16 protein-coding genes are annotated in these 19,543 nt (G+C 45.5%); 8 read left to right on the top strand and 8 right to left on the bottom strand.

From position 1 onward, the window contains the following. Positions 1-3: 3 nt before the first annotated feature. From DWW23_RS14940 to DWW23_RS14920, 5 genes are all read left to right on the top strand, one after another. Positions 4-1,785: a RagB/SusD family nutrient uptake outer membrane protein gene (locus DWW23_RS14940; RefSeq protein WP_122354077.1), complete on the top strand. Its 1,782-nt coding sequence runs from the start codon at positions 4-6 to the stop codon at positions 1,783-1,785. Positions 1,786-1,868: 83 nt separating this feature from the next. Next, positions 1,869-2,759 carry a sugar phosphate isomerase/epimerase gene (locus DWW23_RS14935; protein WP_122354076.1) on the top strand — a complete coding sequence of 297 codons (891 nt, stop codon included), beginning with the start codon at positions 1,869-1,871 and terminating at the stop codon, positions 2,757-2,759. 100 nt (positions 2,760-2,859) lie between these two features. After that, a complete protein-coding gene (locus DWW23_RS14930) occupies positions 2,860-4,116 on the top strand; it encodes a Gfo/Idh/MocA family oxidoreductase (RefSeq protein ID WP_122354075.1) in 1,257 nt (418 codons plus the stop codon). A 35-nt stretch (positions 4,117-4,151) separates the two neighbouring features. Then, a complete protein-coding gene (locus DWW23_RS14925; protein WP_122354074.1) occupies positions 4,152-7,607 on the top strand; it encodes a DUF1080 domain-containing protein in 3,456 nt (1,151 codons plus the stop codon). A 159-nt stretch (positions 7,608-7,766) separates the two neighbouring features. Further along, on the top strand, positions 7,767-10,139 hold the full coding sequence (locus DWW23_RS14920; RefSeq protein WP_122354073.1) for a PAS domain-containing sensor histidine kinase: 2,373 nt from the start codon (positions 7,767-7,769) through the stop codon (positions 10,137-10,139). Positions 10,140-10,145: 6 nt separating this feature from the next. On the opposite strand, the gene upp is transcribed toward DWW23_RS14920, so the two are convergent. Next, the gene (upp, locus tag DWW23_RS14915; RefSeq protein WP_122354072.1) at positions 10,146-10,799 is read right to left on the bottom strand and encodes a uracil phosphoribosyltransferase; all 654 of its coding nucleotides are present in this window, start codon (positions 10,797-10,799) and stop codon (positions 10,146-10,148) included. A gap of 344 nt (positions 10,800-11,143) precedes the next feature. Then, entirely contained in the window at positions 11,144-11,434 is a 291-nt protein-coding gene (locus tag DWW23_RS14910) for an HU family DNA-binding protein (protein WP_007652950.1), read from the bottom strand. Between the two features lie 274 nt (positions 11,435-11,708). Between DWW23_RS14910 and DWW23_RS26440 the strand changes: the two genes are divergently transcribed. The 3 genes from DWW23_RS26440 to DWW23_RS14890 all read left to right on the top strand — a co-directional run bounded on the left by DWW23_RS26440 (position 11,709) and on the right by DWW23_RS14890 (position 14,565). Continuing rightward, complete coding sequence (locus DWW23_RS26440) at positions 11,709-12,668, top strand: hypothetical protein (RefSeq protein ID WP_158583194.1); 960 nt, start codon at positions 11,709-11,711, stop codon at positions 12,666-12,668. Positions 12,669-12,796: 128 nt separating this feature from the next. Next, positions 12,797-13,810: a UDP-N-acetylmuramate dehydrogenase gene (murB, locus tag DWW23_RS14895; protein ID WP_122354069.1), complete on the top strand. Its 1,014-nt coding sequence runs from the start codon at positions 12,797-12,799 to the stop codon at positions 13,808-13,810. Next, positions 13,810-14,565, top strand: a complete 756-nt coding sequence (locus tag DWW23_RS14890) for an MBL fold metallo-hydrolase (protein ID WP_122354068.1) — start codon at positions 13,810-13,812, stop codon at positions 14,563-14,565. Before murB ends, DWW23_RS14890 begins: the two co-directional genes overlap by 1 nt. A 103-nt stretch (positions 14,566-14,668) precedes the next feature. Here the strand turns inward: DWW23_RS14890 and DWW23_RS14885 are convergent, their stop codons facing one another. The 6 genes from DWW23_RS14885 to DWW23_RS14860 all read right to left on the bottom strand — a co-directional run bounded on the left by DWW23_RS14885 (position 14,669) and on the right by DWW23_RS14860 (position 19,530). Continuing rightward, positions 14,669-15,556 (bottom strand): hypothetical protein, encoded by an 888-nt coding sequence (locus DWW23_RS14885; protein WP_122354067.1) that lies wholly within the window; start codon positions 15,554-15,556, stop codon positions 14,669-14,671. A gap of 3 nt (positions 15,557-15,559) precedes the next feature. After that, positions 15,560-16,201, bottom strand: coding sequence for an endonuclease III (gene nth / locus DWW23_RS14880; RefSeq protein ID WP_122354066.1), 642 nt, complete (start codon positions 16,199-16,201; stop codon positions 15,560-15,562). Positions 16,202-16,205: 4 nt separating this feature from the next. Continuing rightward, a complete protein-coding gene (crcB, locus tag DWW23_RS14875) occupies positions 16,206-16,592 on the bottom strand; it encodes a fluoride efflux transporter CrcB (RefSeq protein WP_122354065.1) in 387 nt (128 codons plus the stop codon). Positions 16,593-16,667: 75 nt separating this feature from the next. Next, positions 16,668-17,687 (bottom strand): phenylalanine--tRNA ligase subunit alpha, encoded by a 1,020-nt coding sequence (gene pheS, locus DWW23_RS14870; protein WP_122354064.1) that lies wholly within the window; start codon positions 17,685-17,687, stop codon positions 16,668-16,670. Positions 17,688-17,817: 130 nt separating this feature from the next. Next, entirely contained in the window at positions 17,818-18,699 is an 882-nt protein-coding gene (locus DWW23_RS14865; protein ID WP_122354063.1) for a DUF3078 domain-containing protein, read from the bottom strand. A gap of 270 nt (positions 18,700-18,969) precedes the next feature. Continuing rightward, complete coding sequence (locus tag DWW23_RS14860) at positions 18,970-19,530, bottom strand: RNA polymerase sigma-70 factor (RefSeq protein WP_122354062.1); 561 nt, start codon at positions 19,528-19,530, stop codon at positions 18,970-18,972. Positions 19,531-19,543 lie beyond the last annotated feature (13 nt).

Below are 19,543 nucleotides of genomic sequence, written 5' to 3'. Positions count from 1 at the left end.
AATATGAAACTGAATAAATTAAAACAATCATTGGTTGGTTTGGTAACTATATTGCTGGTCAATGGATGCAATAGTTTGGATATATCAAATTTGTGGAATTATGATGCGGACCTGGTTTGGAATGATGATAACCTGGCAACAGCGTATGTGACCGATCTCTATGGCGATATTTTCAGTGGATGGTCTACAAGTGCTGATAATACAGCAGAACAACAAACTGGTATTCCGTTTATGTTAAGTACTATAACGACATCGGGGAGTGGTTATAAACGATGGAATTATACTAATATCCGTAATATTAATTTAGGTATCGAATATCTTGCGGAGGGAGCTTGTTCCGAATCCGTTAAGAATAGTCTGACGGGTCAGATGCTATTTATGAGGGCCTATGAATATGGTGAAATGGTCGTTTATCATGGAGGTATGCCCTATATTACCAAAGCTCAGGATAAAGATAAAGACGACCTGTATGTAACTCGTAATTCTACAGCGGAATGCTTTGATTTGATAATAAAAGACCTGAATGATGCTATTGCACTGCTTCCGGCAAAAGCTACGGGTAATAATTATGGACGTATAGATCAGTGTTTTGCTAAAGCATATAAGGCAAAGATGTTGCTTTATAAAGCTTCTCCGCAGTTTAATCCGAGTAACATGTATGATAATAAATATTGGAGCGAAGCTTATACGGCTGCAAAGGAGGCATATGACTTCTGTATATCCCAAGGAATTAAATTGACTGCTAATTATGCTGATAACTGGTTAGTGGACGGTAATTCAGAGGTCGTTTTTCCTATTATATACAGCAATCCGGATAAGACTGCAGGATGGGAAAACACTATTCGTCCGTCTTCTTTGAGTCGTAGTAATGCCAGTAATACACCTACCTGGGACATGGTAAAAGCTTTTCCTATGATGGATGGAAAGAGGTTTGATGATCCGGATGGCAAGTATTATGTTGGTGAAGAATCCGAGTTTTTACAGAAATATTGGAAAAACCGTGATCCTAGATTTGAGGATTGTATCCTATATAATGCAGATTTGTATCCTGTATCAGGAACCGCTTCAGGATATCGCCAATACACTTCGGTGGGTATAGCGGTTAGAGAAGATTCCTATGGAATCAATCCGAATGTAGGTAGCACTGCCACACAAAATGATGCAATCAGTGGTATGTATGTGCGGAAAGGATCTGATCTGTCTTTAAGTCAAGATTTGGTATCGACCTATGACCATGATTATCCATTCATGAGATTAGCTGAAGTCATGTTTATCTATGCTGAAGCAGCCAATGAAACAGGTCACGAAGATACAGCCATAGATATGTTGAAGCAGATTCGTAAACGGGCTGGTATCGAAGCTGGAGAAAATGGTTTGTATGGATTGAAAGTCAGCAGTCGTGAAGAGATTCGCCAGGCTATTCTTGATGAACGTAATGTAGAATTGTGCTTTGAAGGGCATCGTTTTATGGATCTGAGAAGAACTCGTAAAATGATGCAATTGAACGGACTGCAAAAATATGGAATCGAAGCTATCGCTATCAATGAGGATGGTACTGAAATGGATATTGCTGAAGCTACCCAAAAAGCCAAGACGTATTCATTGGTTCCTGATAATTTTAAATATATACTTAGAATGGTACCGATCAGTGCCATTGCCGAAAATAAATTTTTGATTCAGGAATCTTATTATTTCTTTCCGATCCAGGAAAGTAAAATATTAGAAAATCCGAATCTGGAACAAAATAATAACTGGGGCGGCACATTCAATCCTACTATGGAATAATTGAACGGATAATTTTGAGGCGGAAGGTTTATTTTTTAACTTTCCGTCTTAACTTTGTACTGACTAAAATAAATTTCTACATTATGAAAGTAAAGCATTGTTTGGTGGCAGCAGCCTTGTTGTTTGCCTTTACAACGGCACACGCCGCTGATAAAATCACGATCGGTGTCATCCAGTATGATCTGACTGATATCGATAAAAGTTTCAAAGATCTGCATGATCAGGGATTCGGGTCCTGCGAAATCAGTTACAGGAAAAATACGCTGACGAAAGATTTTGCTGAAAAGGTAAAAGAGGCTTCGAAGAAATATGATATCAAAGTGACTACTTTGGTTGGTGTGCCCGGTAGTAAAAGTACCTGGAACTTCCGGAAGGGACCGGCAACGATCGGACTGGTGCCTACAGACGAACGGGCAGAAAAGATCAAAGTGTACCATGAAATGATCGACTTTTGTGCGATGGCTGATATTCCGGCAATGCACTCCCATTTCGGATTTATTCCGGAAGATCCTTCTTCCGAACAATATAAAGATTTTGTCAAGGTAATGCAGGACCTGGCGAATTATGCGAAAGAACGCAATGTCCTGATCTATTTTGAAACAGGGCAGGAGACACCGACAACATTGATCCGTGCCATAAAAGATATAGGAACCGGAAATGTGTTCATCAATTGTGACCTGGCAAACCTGCTGATGTACGGAAAGGCTAACTCTTTGGATGCCGTGAAACAGTTCGGACCTCTTATCAAAGAGTTTCATGCTAAAGACGGAAAATATCCGGACCCCGATAACCCTTATGAATTGGGGGCGGAAGTACCTATCCCAACCGGAGATGTTAATTTTCCAGCAGTTATTGCCGAATTGAAGAAACAGGGTTTCCAGGGAGCTGTCACTATCGAGTGTGAGTTGAACGGTTCCCAACATGATTATGTCATAAAAACTCGTAAATATTTGCAAGAGTTATTGGATAAATAATATCTTTGTGAGACGTTAGAGGGAGATTTTGCTTTCTAACGTCTTTTTTAATACGGAAAAAATTACAATTGCTAATCAATATTATACATTAATTTGTACTATGAGAACAAACAGAAGGGACTTCCTTAAAACCCTTGGGGGAATTGCGGCCTTTACGATTGTGCCGCGTCACGTGCTTGGAAATGGCTTTATCGCTCCAAGCGACCAGTTGACAAAAGGTATTATAGGTACAGGCGGAATGGGACGTGGTCATGTGAACTATGCCGGGACACGTCTGGTTGCCGTTTGTGATGTCGACAAGAAACATCTTGAACTGGGGAAACAATTGGTGAAGGATAAGATCGCCGCTTATCATGATTTCCGTGATCTGATACTCGACCCTAACGTTGATATCGTGCATATTGCGACGCCTCCCCACTGGCATGGTATTATGTCGGTAGAAGCTGCCAAAGCAGGAAAAGATATCTGGTGTGAAAAACCGATGACACGTACGATCGGTGAAGGTAAACGTGTGATGGAAGCGGTAAAACAGAACGGACGCATGTTTCGTCTGAATACCTGGTTCCGTTTCGCTGACCCTTTCTACGGACTGGGTACTCCCGTTAAACCGTTGAAGAAACTGGTTCAGAGTGGTCTGCTTGGCTGGCCGTTGAAAGTAACGATCAGTAAACATACCGGTTTCGACTGGAAATTCTACTGGGTAGGTAAAGAATATCTCGAACCGCAAACAGTTCCTTCCGAACTGGATTACGATATGTGGTTAGGCCCGGCTCCTTATAAACCTTATAATGCACACCGTGTTCACCAGACATTCCGCGGATACTGGGATTATGACGGTGGCGGACTAGGTGATATGGGACAACATTATATCGACCCTGTACAGTATTTCCTCGGAAAAGATAACACAAGCCCTGTGAAGGTGGAAGTGGATGCTCCTCAACAACATCCGGATGCCGTAGGAACATGGCGTTCTATTACTTATACATACGACGACGGTTGCCAGATCGTTCTTTGGGGTGGCGACTTCGGCGATCCTAATACGCCGTATATCTCCGGTCCGAACGGTAACGTTTATAAGAATTTTGTATGTGATATCCCTGATTGGGAAAAGAAACTGGCCGATTTCCCGGAACCTGAACCACAGGTGACCGACTTTATCGAGTGTGTAAAGACACGCCAGCCTTTTGCCTTGAATGAACGGAATGGATTCCGCTCGTCTACGATCGTGAATATGGGTGCTACCGCACTTCGTCTGAATCGTACGTTGGAATTCGATCCGGTGAAACTTGAATTTGTGAACGATGAGGCCGCTAACCGTCTGCTCGACCAGCCGATGCGTGCGCCCTGGAACATTTAATTAGGGGTTAATATACTAAATCAAAAGAGAATAAAATGAGAAAAGCATATATATCGATTGCCAGCTTGCTATTATTCGGCAGCGTACTGATGGCTCAGTCTCCGGCAAACCGTACAGCTAAAACAACTGCGGCAGATGTACTGGCCCAGATGCCTGCTGAGAAACAGGCTGAATATAATAAACTGATCAATGACCTGAAAGGTACCGGTGAAGAAGGGGTACTGATGTTGGTCAACATGATAAACGCTCCCGGAAAGGGTAGCAATGCACAGGTGGATTACGCTTTGAGCGGCCTGACGCATTATGTGATGGCGAAAGGAGAAGAAAGCGCCCGCCTGGCAACAGCAAATGCATATCTGAAAGCCTTAGATATGGTGAACGAACGTGAAACCAAAGCATTTATCATCCGCCAGCTTCAAATCCTGGGACAAGACGAATGTATCGATGCGCTGTCTGCTTATCTGGGTGATGAAAGCCTGAGTGGTCCGGCTGCACGTGCATTGGCTGCTAATGGCAGCGAGAATGCCGGCAAGGCTTTACAAGCCGCTTTAATGCGCCGTATGGGTACTCCGAAGACACAAAAAGATATTATCGTTGCGATCGGTGAGGCACAGGTGGAAGGAACGGAAGATCTTCTGAAAGCGTTAGTGGGTTCGGGAGATGAAAGTATGCAGAAGGCTGTCCTGCACTCATTAAGTCGTGTGGGAAGCAAGGCCTCTATCAAAGAACTGGCTGATGCTGCAGCGGCTGCCGGATATACAATGACGAAGACAAATGCGAACGAAGCATATATCGCGTTGCTGAAACGCGTAGCTGCGCAGGGAGATGTAAAGGAAGTGGAAAAGGCTGCCAACGATCTGTTGAAGAAAGCTACCAAAGCCGGACAGACTCAGACCCGTGACGCAGCTTTGCAGATCCTGTTATCGCTGAAGAAAGAAAACAGTACTAAATTATTGCTTTCAGCTCTGAAAGACGGCAACAAGGAATATCGTAATGCAGCATTGAACTATGCATCCGATTTTGCAAATAAAGAAGTATATATCGAAGTGATGAAGGCGATGCAGAAAGCAAAACCGGAAGTGAAAGTGGATGTTATCAACTGGATCGGCCGTGAAGCTAAATGCCCGTCTAAACATGATGTGATCAAGAATCTTGAACTTCGTTTCGATCTGACAGCTATGCAGGTTCTGCTGGGTCAGTTGAAAGACGCGAACTTCGATGTGAAACAGGCAACTGTCTGGACAATGGTTAAGATAGGCGACAAACAGGTTATCCCTGCTCTTGCCGATTTACTGACAAGCGACAATAAAGATATAATCCTGTTGGGACAGGATGCATTGGCTGCTTTCGGTGGTGATATCGACCAGGCTGTAGCACGTGCTATCCCGTCTGCTACGGATGCCGGAAAGATTGCCGGTGCTGAATTGCTGGCTATGCGTAAAGCGACGGCCAACCTGACGACGGTACTCGAACTGATCAAGTCCGGTTCACCGGAAGTGAAGAAAGCTGCTTATACAGCTTTGAAAGATGTCGTATCGGAAGGCGACCTGGTCAATCTGTGCGGAATGCTCGAAACTGCAGATGCGTCTGCCGTGGCTCCGATCCAGCAGGCTGTGATCTCCGCGATCTCTTCTATGTCCCCCGCAAAACAGAAAGAAACGATCAGCCGTCGTATGCTCCAGGCCGGCGACAGCAAAAAGTATTTGTATTATACCGTATTGGCTACAACCGGTGAAAAAGATGCACTGGCTACTATCGTAGATGGTTTCCGTAAGGGATCGGGTGCTGCCCGCGATGCTGCTTTTGATGCTTTATTGAACTGGAAAGGTATCAAAGCGGCTGACGAACTGTATGCCATCTGTGCGGATGCTCCTTCTTCCGCTTATTTCGATCGTGCTCTGAAAGCCTATGTGAAGTTGGTTTCTAATCCTGCCTTTACCGGCGAGAATCGCTTATTGAGTTTGCGTAAAGCGATGGAAATTGCTAAAACAGATGAACAGAAGAATATCATCCTGAAACAGATTGAACGGACAGGAACATTCCTGGGAATGTTGTATGCCGGTGAATTCCTGGATCAGAAACCTGTTCAGCAGGCAGCAGCCAACGCAGTCATGAATATTGCTTTAGGAAATAAAGATTATACAGGAACCAATGTACGTGAATTGCTTAACAAAGTAATGCAGGTACTTGACAATCCGGATGCCGGTTATCAGAAGGAAGCGATCAAGAAACACCTGGCTGAAATGCCGCAGGGTGAAGGTTTCGTTTCTATCTTCAACGGGAAAGACTTGACAGGCTGGAAAGGCTTGGTAAAGAATCCTATTGCCCGTTCGAAGATGAAACCTGCCGAGTTGGCAAAAGAACAAACAAAGGCTGACGAGGTTATGCGTAGTGGCTGGAGTGTGGAAAACAACGCTCTTGTCTTTAACGGAAAAGGTGACAACTTGTGTACGGAAAAGCAATATGGCGACTTTGAAATGTATGTAGACTGGATGCTTGATCCGGCTGGTCCTGAAGCGGATGCAGGTATCTATCTGCGCGGAACACCTCAGGTGCAGATCTGGGATACTTCCCGTGTCAATGTAGGTGCCCAGGTTGGTTCCGGCGGTCTGTATAATAACCAGGTGAACCCGAGTAAGCCGTCTAAAGTGGCAGATAACAAGCTGGGCGAGTGGAACAGCTTCTACATCAAGATGGTTGGCGACCGTGTAACTGTAATCCTGAACGGAGAAAAGGTAGTGGACGACGTGATCCTTGAAAACTATTGGGATCGTAAACAACCGATCTTCCCGATCGAACAGATCGAATTGCAGGCTCATGGCAGTAAAGTGTACTACCGTAATATATATGTAAAGGAACTGGAACGCAAGGAACCGTTCAAACTGTCGGCAGAAGAACAGAAAGAAGGTTTCAAAGTCTTGTTCGACGGTACTAACATGCACCAGTGGACTGGAAATACAGTCGACTATACGATTGAAGATGGTTGTATCTCTATGATACCCAGTAAGAGTTATGGTGGAAACCTGTATACAAAGGATGAATTCGGAAACTTCGTTTATCGTTTTGAGTTCCAGTTGACTCCTGGAGCGAACAACGGCGTAGGTATCCGTACTCCGATGGAAGGCGATGCTGCTTATGTAGGTATGGAGATCCAGATACTGGACTGCGAACATCCTATCTATAAAGATATTACCAAGTATCAGCACCACGGTTCCGTTTACGGTATCATCCCAACGAATGCCGATCACCACAAAGCATTCAAGCCGGTAGGTGAATGGAATGAAGAGGAGATTGTTGCTAACGGAGATAATATCCGTGTAACAGTGAATGGAGTGGTGATCCTGGAAGGTAACATCCGTGATGCCGTTAAGAACGGAACACCTGACGGTAAGGAACATCCGGGCTTGTTCAACAAGAAAGGACATATCGGATTCCTGGGACATGGCTCACCTGTGAAATTCCGTAATATCCGGATCAAAGAATTGAAATAACAGATTCTTATCTGAAAGGAAAGCGGAGCTCGGTTTACCGGTCTCCGCTTTTTTTATTTTAACGTAGAATCTTTGAAAAGCCTTGAATATAAATGAACTTTAATTTGCTGGAATGATTTTTAATACCGAATTTTGTGTTCATACTAGTATGAGTAATGTATGGGTACAGATCAGTATAAGTTATTATTGGATACGGCACAAGTTGGTTGGTGGGAAATTGATTTCAAGAGAAAGTGTTATATCTGTTCAGATTATTTGATCAGTCTGTTAGGCTTGAAAGACAATGCTATTCCGACAGATGATTTTCTTGGTTTGATCCGCGAGGACTACAGGGCCAGGATAGCGAATGAGTTTGCTTATTTTAAAGAAGTAGGCATTTATGAGCAGATTTTCCCGATGAAGACCTGTTATGGTCTTCGCTTTGTACGGACAAAGATCTGTAAACGGGAGATCGATGCTACCGGAAAGATCTATGTACTGGGTATCCTGCAGCTAGTTCCTTTTAGTGAAACGGAAGAAAATAAGCCAGCCGTAAATAATCAGGTGGACAGTCTTCTCCGTCACCTGAACACCATATCCCGCGCTTTGCATTCTTTCATCCAGACAAACGACTTGTTGACTTCTATCCAACTGGTCCTTACCGAAATTTTGTTTTCCATCGACACAAAGGGACGAGCCTGTATTATGGAATACAGTGACGACAGAAAAACGATTAGTTGTACCTACGAAGTGTGTAGTGACGGCGTTTCGACTGTCCGTTCATCGCTGCAGAATATTCCGGTTTCCACATTGCCGTGGTCGACACGCCGGATACGGAATCTGTACCCGGTGATGATCAGTAATCTGGATGAACTACCGGCAGAAGCGGGCGAAGAGAAAAAATACCTGCAGCGGAGAGGCGTACTTTCCTTTATCCTGATCCCTTTGATCATTAAGAAAAAGGCATGGGGTTATATCGGCATCGATATCGTCGACAAATATCGTATGTGGAACCTGGAAGATTACCAATGGCTTTCTTCCATCGCCAATATTATCAGTATCATAACGAAGATGGCGCGTATCAACGAGGCGCTCGACCGGGGTGAAAAGTTGTTGCGCAATATTTATACGAATATACCTGTCGGGATCGAACTGTACGACAAGGACGGATTTCTGATAGATATGAATAATAAGGATGTAGAGATCTTTGGTTTGAACTCCAAGAAAGATGCGTTAGGGATCAACATCTTTGACAATCCGCTGCTTCCGCAGGATGTACTGGACAAGATGTCCAGGAAGAAACCTGTCTCGTTCCGGTTGAATTATTCTTTTACGGATATCAGATCCAACAAATATTACCCAACCAGGAAGAACGATTCGATCGACCTGATAACAAAGGTCAGCATGCTTTATGATAATAAGGGTGAGTTGATAAACTATCTTTTTATCAATCTGGATAATACAGATAAAACGATTGCTTACAACCGTATTGAAGAGTTCGAATATTTCTTCACATTGGTCAGTCGTTATGCGAAAGTGGGATATGCCAAATTCGACCTGCTGACTCGCGAAGGATATGCGATCAGCCAGTGGTATCAGAACCTTGGTGAAAAAGATGGGACGCCTTTACCTGAAATAATAGGAAACTATAAAAGTGTACATCCGGAAGACCGTGCCGTGATGCTGGACTTTTTTGATAAAGTAGTGAGGGGAGAAGCTACCAGTATCCGTAAAGAGCTACGTATCAAACACGAAGACGGATGGAAATGGATACGTGTCAATGTGATGTGTACTTCCCAGTTGAGCGATTCAGACAAGATCGAAATGATCTGTGTGAATTATGATATTACCGAGTTGAAAGAGACAGAGCAGCAGCGGGAAAAGGCGGAAGAGCTGGACCGATTGAAATCGGCTTTCCTGGCAAATATGAGCCACGAGATACGTACTCCGCTAAACGCGATTGTCGGCTTTTCGACCCTGTTGACCGAAACGGAAGACAAGGAAGAGCAATTGCAGTTTGTCGAGATAATCCAGAAGAACAATGAACTTTTATTGCAGCTGATATCCGATGTGCTCGATCTGGCGAAGATAGAAGCGAATACGATCGAATTCAAACCGGTAGATATACAACTGAAAGACTTTTTGGAAGATTTGGTAAAATCCATGAAAATAAAACTTCATGGAGGTGTGGAGCTTTGCAGTCAACCGGGTCTGGAGCCTTGTATCTTCACGTTCGACCATGTACGGTTGAGCCAGCTCTTTTCCAATTTTATCAATAATGCGATCAAGCATACGGAAAAAGGCTTTATTACATTGGCTTATGAACTTCGTCCGGATGAAATCGAATTTTCGGTTACTGATACGGGAGAGGGCATGAGTAAAGAAGTCCAGTCGCACGTTTTCGACCGTTTCTATAAAGGGAATGACTTTAAGCAAGGGACAGGTCTTGGACTTTCTATCTGTAAAAGTATTGTGGAACAGCAGAAAGGTAAGATCGGAGTAAGTTCAGAAATTGGCAAAGGTTCGCGTTTCTGGTTCTCCTTACCCCGATAAAAGATTTTATTCCTTTTCTCCGTAAGCCAGGTCTCCGGCATCTCCCAGTCCCGGGATGATGTACGAATGATCATCCAGCTCATCGTCGAGAGCAGCGATCCAGATGGTTGTTTTGTCATCCGGCATTTTCCGTTGCAGGTATTCTATCGCTTGTTTGCTGGCGATGATGGATGCCACATGGATATGCGCCGGGTGTCCTTTGGTCAGTAATGCTTCGTAGGCGAGTTCCATCGAACTTCCGGTGGCAAGCATCGGGTCGGTAATGATCAATGTCTTTTCGGTAAGTCTTGGAGAGGCTATGTATTCGATATGAATATCAAAGTTCAAACGGTCTTTGTATTTGCGATAAGCAGAGACAAAGGCATTTTCTGCATAATCGAGATAACTCAAAAAGCCCTGATGGTAAGGCAGTCCTGCCCGTAATATGGTACTGATCACTATCCGGTCGTCGGGAGTATTCATCGGTGCGATCCCTAACGGAGTCTGGATATCTTTCCGGGTGTAAGTAAAATCTTTACTGATCTCATAAGCCATGATTTCACCGATACGTTCGATGTTTCTGCGAAAGCGGAGACTGTCTTTCTGGATATCTACATCTCTGAGTTCGGAAACGAATCTGTTCAGGACGGAGTTTGATTCCCCAAGATTAACTATTTTCATGTGTATTCTGTTGTATTATGCAGACTAATTTTTTTTCGGAGCCGAAATTATATATAATTAGAGCATCACACAAATGTTTCTCTGTAAAATTCTAAATTTAGGGCAAAAGTTTCATATTCCGAAACAGGGTAGGTTGTTCGGATTCTGGAATTGCGATAATTGAGTAGGGGACATGCTGGCGGTTGTTTAATTAGAACCTGAATGTTTCGATATTCATTAAAAACACCTCATTTTACTAGAAATCTGTATGTATTTTTGCAGATATGATAAAGTAAAAGAACAAGGAGGTGTAAAAAAACATCCTTCCCGCAAAAGCAAGAAGGATGTTATAGAGAAAAATCATATTATTTTTTTTCGCCAGTGCCGTTCATAGCCTCCAGCAAGAATTTACCGGGTTTGAACTTTACCGTTGTTCTGGCTGGAATTTGTACTGGAGTACCAGTTTTTGGATTACGAGCCAGGCGACTTGTTTGAGGTCTCGGTATTAAAGTACCAAAACCAATAAGAGTAATTTCCTCTTTTTGCGACATTTTTTCGGTTACGATCTCGATGTAAGCATCTAATACTTTTTTCGCTTTCTGTTTTTGTAACCCTGCCTTATCTGCTAAGGCCTCGATAAGTTCTGCTTTGTTCATGAGTGTTTCTTTTTAATGATTATATACATTGCAAATGTAAGCCATTGCTTTTTCTATATGGTGTCTTTTTCCAAGTAAGCAAAATGGCGTTCATTTCTTATTAAACAATAGCTGTAGGCTTTTGTTACGATTAGAGAAACAAAAAACGTTAATTTGCATTGGGTTGCGGTAATCGAAACAAAGGAAGGCATTTATGCTATTGAGTGGAATCGTTCTTTGGACATTTTTGTAAAAACAATATGAGTAAAAACAGTAAAATAACATACTAATAATTATGAAAGATGCATTGAATAACGGGCTGATAAAAGCCATGAGAGAACATCTCCCGGAGGAGACGAACCTAGCTAACTATATTATGGATATTATATCCATAGGAAAAGAAGCTGTTTATCGCCGGTTACGCGGAGAGGTTCCGTTTACTTTTTTTGAAGTATCATTATTATCCCAAAGTCTGGGGATCTCACTCGATCAGATCGTGGGAACCAACCGGGCGGAAGGGGCCGTTTTCAATCTGAATGTCTCTAATACCATGAGTCAGATCGATAATTACCATGATATTCTCAAACGGTACCATAAACTATTTGCTTTCATCAAGGACGATCCGAAGGCAGTCCTCAGCGCGGCATGCAACATCGTGCCGTTCACTTTCTATTCGCCTTTCGAACGTTTGACGAAGTTTCGCCTCTGCCGCTGGATGCATCAGAACAACGGGATGAAGATCACTGCCAGCATGTCTGATGTTGTAGTTCCGGAAAAGGTGCTGGAGTCGCAGCGTAAGTTGATGCAGGAACTCCGGCAGGTCCCGTCTTCCTATACCATATTAGATAGCAACATTTTCCAGTCGATGGTCAGGGAGATCAAATACTTTGCAGGATTGAATATGCTGACCGACGACGATATCGACGTTATGAAGCAGGAACTCCACCGTTTGCTGGACGAAATGGAGCTGATCGCGGCACGGGGAGAGTATTCGAACGGCAACAAGGCGTACCTTTACCTGTCGAACATCAATTTTGAAGCAACCTATACATTTCTGGAAAAGGGAAGTTTCCAGCTATGTATGTTCCGCCTTTATGCCATCAACTATATGGATTCGCAGCATCCGGAGATCTGTCGTGCCCAGAAAGAATGGATCCAGTCGTTGAAACGTTATTCCACTTTGATATCGCAGAGCGGGGAGATACAGCGAATGATCTTTTTCACGAAGCAGCGTGAGATCGTCGATACATTATAATAATGTAGCCGTGTGCTAATATGCCGGTCAGCCAATTATAAAGATATTTCTTAATTGGCCGATCGGCATATTGACCTATTGGCACATTATTACTACTTTTGTCCTGCAATAAATAATAAACAGATATTATGAGGATAGAAGAAAATTACTCCCTGGAGAAGCATAATACATTCCATCTGCCGGTGAAAACACGGTGGTTCATGGAATATACCGATGAAGAAGAATTAGGACGGATCTTACGGGACGAGTATTTTCAGGAGTGTTTGTCGCTGCATATCGGATGCGGAAGCAATCTGTTGTTTATAAATGACTTTAACGGTATCGTTCTGCACTCGGCCATCAAAGGCATCAGTGTGGAGAAGGAAACCGACGAACATATCTGGCTGCGTGTCGGAGCCGCCGAGAAGTGGGACGACGTTGTTGCGCATGCCGTTGCCAACGGGTGGGGAGGGATCGAGAACCTGTCGCTGATCCCCGGCGAGGCAGGTGCCGCCGCTATCCAGAATATCGGAGCCTATGGGGCGGAGATAAAAGATGTGATAGAAAGTGTGGAAGCATACAACCAGCTGACTTTTGAAAAGCGGATTTTTACGAACGAGGAATGTCAGTACGGTTATCGCTCCAGCTTCTTCAAAAACGAACATAACGATCCGTACATTGTTACATATATACTGATACGGTTGGATAAGCGCCCTGCTCTTTCCATAAACTACGGTAACCTGAAGGAGGCGCTGGCCGGTTGTCCGGAGCTTACTCTGGATGCCGTCCGCCGGACGGTGATCGCGATCCGTGAGGAGAAGCTGCCCGATCCGGAGAAGCTGGGAAATGCCGGCAGTTTCTTTATGAACCCGGTCATTTCGGCCGCCCAGTTCGGAAAACTGAAGGAGCAATATCCTGCGATACCTTCTTATCCGGCAGGCGAGGGGAAAGTGAAAGTCCCTGCCGGCTGGCTGATCGAACAGTGCGGTTTCAAAGGAAAGTCGCATGGCCAGGTAGGGGTATATGAGAAGCAGGCGTTGGTCCTCGTCAATCTGGGAGAGGCCAGAGGGCACGAGATTGCTTTGGTGGCGGAAAGTATCCGTACCGCCGTAAAAGATCGTTTTGGCATCGAGATAATGCCTGAGGTTAAATATGTAGGATAATGAAAATTACATTTCTGGGAACGGGAACTTCGACCGGGGTTCCCGAAATAGGCTGCCAGTGTGAAGTATGTACAAGCAAAGACCCTCGCGACTGGCGTCTGCGCACATCGGTATTAGTAGAAACGGAGGGCAAACGTATCTTGTTGGACTGCGGACCGGATTTCCGCTGGCAGATGATCCAAAGTAAAACGTATCAGCTGGATGCAGTCCTGATTTCACACGAACATTATGACCATGTCGGAGGGCTGGACGACCTGCGTCCCTTTACCCGTGACAAGAGTGTGGATATATACGCGGAGGAGAATGTGGCCGAAGCGATCCGTACCCGCATACCTTACGTCTTCCGCGAACATAAATATCCGGGTGTCCCCAAACTGGAACTTCACACTATAGACAATACTCCTTTCGTAGCCGCCGGTTTGCCGGTCGTGCCGATCCGTGTGATGCACGGGCGCCTGCCTATCCTGGGTTACCGGATAGGGAATATGGCCTACCTGACGGATCTGAAGTCGCTGCCGGAGGAAGAGTTTGCCAAATTGCAGGGATTGGACGTGCTTATCCTGACCGCCCTCCGGAAAGGAGAGCATCCGGCACATGAGAGCCTGGAAGAGGCGCTGGCCATGATCGGACGTTTGCGTCCGAAGGAAGCCTACCTTATTCATATGAGTCACCGCATCGGTTTGCATGCCGAGGTGGAAAAAGAATTACCCCCGCATGTGCATTTTGCGTACGACGGACTGATGCTTTTCAGTTGACAGTTGACAAGTGACAGTTGACAAGTGACAGTTGACAGTTGGAAGAACAGTCTGGTGATTGTGAGTAATCCGTATCTGTCATCTGTCAACTGTCACCTGTCAACTAGAAAGTACATCCCGTATAAAAGAACTTTCCGTTCTCTTCGTAAATCTGGTTGGAGATATGGAGTTGTGGGAAACGCTGTTCCAGCCTGACCGCCAGCGTATCGGCTATCGTCCGGAAAAGCGTGTCGGCAGGTTCAAGATAAGACAGGCTGCTGAAATAACAGATATTCCCTTCACTCTCGAACAAATCCGCTGCCAGCCACCTGTCGCTGACCCTCCACTGCGTCGAATCGTTGCTCTTCACGTATAAGTCGAGCAATTTCGACTGTATCAGCAGGTTGACCGGGGCATTGTTGTCGAGCGTTTTGCGAAGCCTCATCTGTTCTTTCGACAGGTTGTTTTTCTGCTTCCTTTGTATGGCGGCCACTTCCTCCAGCAATTTCTTGCTGTAACTGGCCACCCAGACACCATTATATTCGTAATAGCCGAAGAACTTGTTTCCCGTATCCGGGCAATAGGTGAAAGTAATTCCCCCTCTTGCCTGTTGTTGGGGAGCGAACGACCTGAAAGCCTGTTTCAGCACATTCTCCTCGATCTGCCGCACGATGTTGTTATCCGCTTTCGCATACATGACGACACCCTGCGGATGAAACGAGAGATGCAGCGAGGCGATCTCCGGATTCTTCCGTATGATGTTCAGGTATATATCCGGAATTTCGGAAGCGAACGCCTGGTAAACAGGCTCTTTCGTCAGTATGACCTTGGCGAAGACGGCGGGGCGGTTGACGACCAGTATGGCTTCCGGTGCCGGTGCGGTCAGGGTGTACAGGTCGGTTTGTGCCAGCTCCTTACTCTTCTTCATGTCACCGAAAAAGTAGCAGACTGCCGACAGGGTAGCGAGAGCAGTTAAAATGGTAATCACTATTTCCCGCCTGTATATTCTCATGCTTTATATTTTTGCCTTCAGGAAATACTTGCACCAGGGCTTCAGGCCGCAGGCTTCGCACTTGGGTTTTCGTGCCACGCAGACATATCGTCCGTGCAGGATCAGCCAGTGGTGGGCGATGGGTATCTGCCTTTCCGGTATGTTTTTCACCAGTTCCTTTTCCGTTTCGAGCGGCGTTTTGCTGTTGTTGGTCAGGCCGATGCGGTTGGCTACGCGGAAGACGTGTGTGTCTACCGCCATCGTCGGTTTGTTGTAGACCACCGATGCGATGACATTCGCCGTTTTGCGTCCTACGCCGGGCAGCTTCTGCAACTCGTCGATGTCGGACGGCACCACGCCTCCGAAATCAGAGATCAGCATCCGTGCCATGCCGACCAGATGTTTCGATTTGTTGTTGGGATACGAGACGCTGCGGATATATTCGAACACCACCTCCGGCGTGGATGCAGCCAGCACTTCGGCTGTAGGGAAATCCCTGAACAGGGCGGGGGTGATCATATTTACACGCTTGTCGGTACACTGGGCCGACAGGATCACGGCAATAAGCAGTTGGTACGGATCGTCGTAATGAAGCTCCGTCTCAGCAACCGGTACGTTTTCTTCGAACCAGTTCAATACACCTTTATATCGTTCTTCCTTTCTCATATTGTTATTTCAATAAAGATAAGACATTTTTTCCGAGTAACAAACCCAAAAATACCGCAATAAGTCCTAAGATATTGCTAGCCAGTATATTTAGAAATGCTAATTTATAATCGCCCGTTTTCATGAGCGACATTGTATCCAGTGCGAACGAAGAGAAAGTAGTAAATCCGCCGAAAAGTCCGGTGAACAGGAAAGCTCTTGTGTTGGCAGAGAAGTTGTAATTTTCGGCCAGGCTCCAGCAGAAGCCGATAAGGAAAGAGCCGATTACGTTAACGGAAAGTATCCCGAAGGGAAAGGAGTAAAGCAACGACCGCTGCACCCACATGGAAACCCAATAGCGTAGTGCCGATCCGATTGCTCCTCCTGTAATTAAAATCAAAACCTTTATCATCTTTCATCCTCCAGTGTGTTTTCCCCGGGCTGGTTAGAGGCCCGGGGATGATGGTACATGATTTAGGTTTTCAATTTAATTGGCTGATTCGAATTGTTTCAGGAAACGGACATCGTTTTCAGAGAACATTCGAAGGTCTTTAACTTGGTATTTCAGGTTGGTTATACGTTCGATACCCATTCCCAGAGCGTAGCCGGTATAGACTTTACTGTCGATACCGCAATTTTCGAGTACATTCGGGTCTACCATACCGCAGCCGAGGATCTCTACCCAGCCGGTATGTTTACAGAAAGCACATCCTTTACCGCCGCAGAGGTTGCAGGAAATATCCATTTCCGCAGAAGGTTCCGTGAACGGGAAGTAGGAGGGGCGCAAACGTATTTTCGTTTCCGGACCGAACATTTCTTTTGCAAAGAAAAGCAATGCCTGTTTCAGGTCGGCGAATGAGACATTCTTATCGACGTAAAGCGCTTCCACCTGGTGGAAGAAGCAGTGAGCACGGTAAGAGATGGCCTCATTACGGTACACACGTCCCGGGCAGATGATACGGATGGGAGGTTCTTGATTCTCCATCACGCGGGTCTGTACCGACGAAGTGTGCGTACGCAGTAAAACGTCCGGGTTATGTTGTATGAAGAATGTGTCCTGCATATCACGCGCAGGATGATCTTCAGCGAAATTCAGGGAAGAAAACACGTGCCAGTCATCTTCGATCTCCGGTCCTTCAGCGATGCTGAATCCCAGGCGTCCGAAAATATCACAGATTTCTTTTTTAACGATCGAAAGGGGGTGGCGTGTACCGAGTTGCACCGGATAAGCGGTACGGGTCAGGTCGATGTCGTCGTTGCCTGTCTGTACGTTGTCAAAACCTTCTTTCAGTTCGTTGATCTTATTTTGAGTAGCTTCTTTCAGCTGGTTCAGAAACTGTCCCACTTCACGCTTCTGATCGGCCGCAACGTTGCGGAAATCGTTCATCAGGGAAGATATCTCACCTTTCTTGCTGAGATATTTGATACGTAAAGCTTCCAGTTCTTCGGCATTTGCAGCCTTCATATTCTCTACTTCCTGAAGCAGAGCTTTAATTTTATCGATCATTTCTAATCATATTTGTTTTCGACGTGCAAATTTACTCCTTTCTTTTGGATACTGCAACCGATTGCAGCAGGTTTTTTATTAAAAACGTGATTCTGCGGGTTGATTGCTATATTCTTGTTCCTTAATCCGGTCAGAAGTTATAGGCAAGTCCTACACCGAGTATCTCTTTGAACTGCACTTTCGCGCCGTGCTTCGTGCCGTTGTCGTCGAACGTTTTCACGTCGTTGTCATATTTCAGGGTGGTGTTGAGCGTGGCCGAGAGGAATTTGTTGATCTTCATGCTGATCAATACATCCCAGTTGACGTCGATATTCCCGAACTGGTCGTTGTACGGGGTGAAGAAGTCGGCCGTCGTGATCAGGCTCACGTTTTCCATCACCGGCATTTCGGCACGGGCTTTCAGGTAAGCGCCGCATTCGATCTTGAAACGGTCGCCCGGATCGACGCCGAATGCGCCTATGTCGGAGAGGTAATCGTCTGCCACCCAGGTCATCTTCGCGGAGACGGGCGAGAGAAAGACCGAATAGTTACTCCTGGGGCGGAACTCCATACCCAGCGAAATGTTGGAGTAGGCCGGGGCAAAGAAGTTGGAGATGTAATGTTCCTTGTCCGGGTAATTGTAGCCTTTGGCGAACTGGGTGTTGAGATCGCCCATCAGGGTGTAGAACCAGACATTGTTGGTCGAATAGCCTAGCTGGGTCGAGATTCCGATCTTGTCGGTGCTCTTCCTGACACCCTGCGATTTGGTTTTCGCCAGACCGTAGTCGGCAACCAGGGTGGTCATCCATAGCCAGTTACCGCTTTTATGTGTCAGCGAGCCGTTCAGGTAAGCATTTCCGGCAACGGAGTTTTCGCCGCCTGCCGACCAGTTGGTCATGGCGGTCTGCGACAGGTTGAGGCCTGATACGCCTTTCAATACCCATTTTCCTTCTTCATATCCTTTATCGTCGGTCTGGGCATGAGTGATGCCGGCCAGCACGGCGAATACTATCATTAAGCATGTACGTTTCATATTCTGTTTTATTTTAGTTGTTTTATAAGGGGCGCCCTATTATTTAAACATGCTTGATTAATTTTTGTTCAGTAAAGGTTATAATTGAATAATAGGATACATGCTTTTTAATAAATGACCGGGTATATGCTCTCTGTAAAATAGGATGCATGCTCTTTCGGAAAAGGGTGCATGCTTTTCCGAAAAAGGGTGCGCCCTTTTTAGAAAAGGGATGCGTCCTTTTCCGGACGGGGGAAAAGTGCCTTGTTTGGGGCTGCTGAAGTTCGCCGGTCAGTTCAGCAACGCCATCAGCAGCGGCATGTAATCTTTGAGTTCCGTGCGCAGTATTTTCAGTGATTGGGAGATGCGGTAGGCGATGGTTTTGGGCGATACGCCGGTGCGTTCGGCTATCTCGTTGTAGGTAAGGTGGCCGAAGCGGTTCATCTCGAACGCCTTCCGGTATTCCTCCGGCAGCGCGTGGATTGCCTTGGCCGCCAGGGCGATCAGTTCGCTTTCCATGTAAAAGTCGGGATCTTCAAATTGCTCTTCAAACCGGGCATATAACGCCTCGTGTACCCGTTGTTTGATCTGGTTGTGCGTGATGTTGTTGAGGCATTTATTTTTTACCATGGTGAACAGCAGCGATTTCAGGGACATTTCCGGGATCAGCGCAGAACGGTTTTCCCAAAGCCACATCATCACTTCCTGCACGATTTCTTCAGTTTCTGTTTCGGCCACATATTGGGATGCAAATGCGCATAGCCCCCTGTAATATTGTTTGTAGACCGTATCAAATACGCTTTCGTCGCCGGTTTTTAGTCTATTTAAGGTCTCTTCGTTGCTTGTAATCACTGATAGTTAATTT

The sequence above is a fragment of the Parabacteroides sp. AF14-59 genome (genome assembly GCF_003479515.1).
GTDB classification, from domain to species: domain Bacteria; phylum Bacteroidota; class Bacteroidia; order Bacteroidales; family Tannerellaceae; genus Parabacteroides; species Parabacteroides faecis.
Note: the sequence above shows the minus strand (reverse complement) of the source record. Positions and strands in the feature narration are given on the sequence as shown.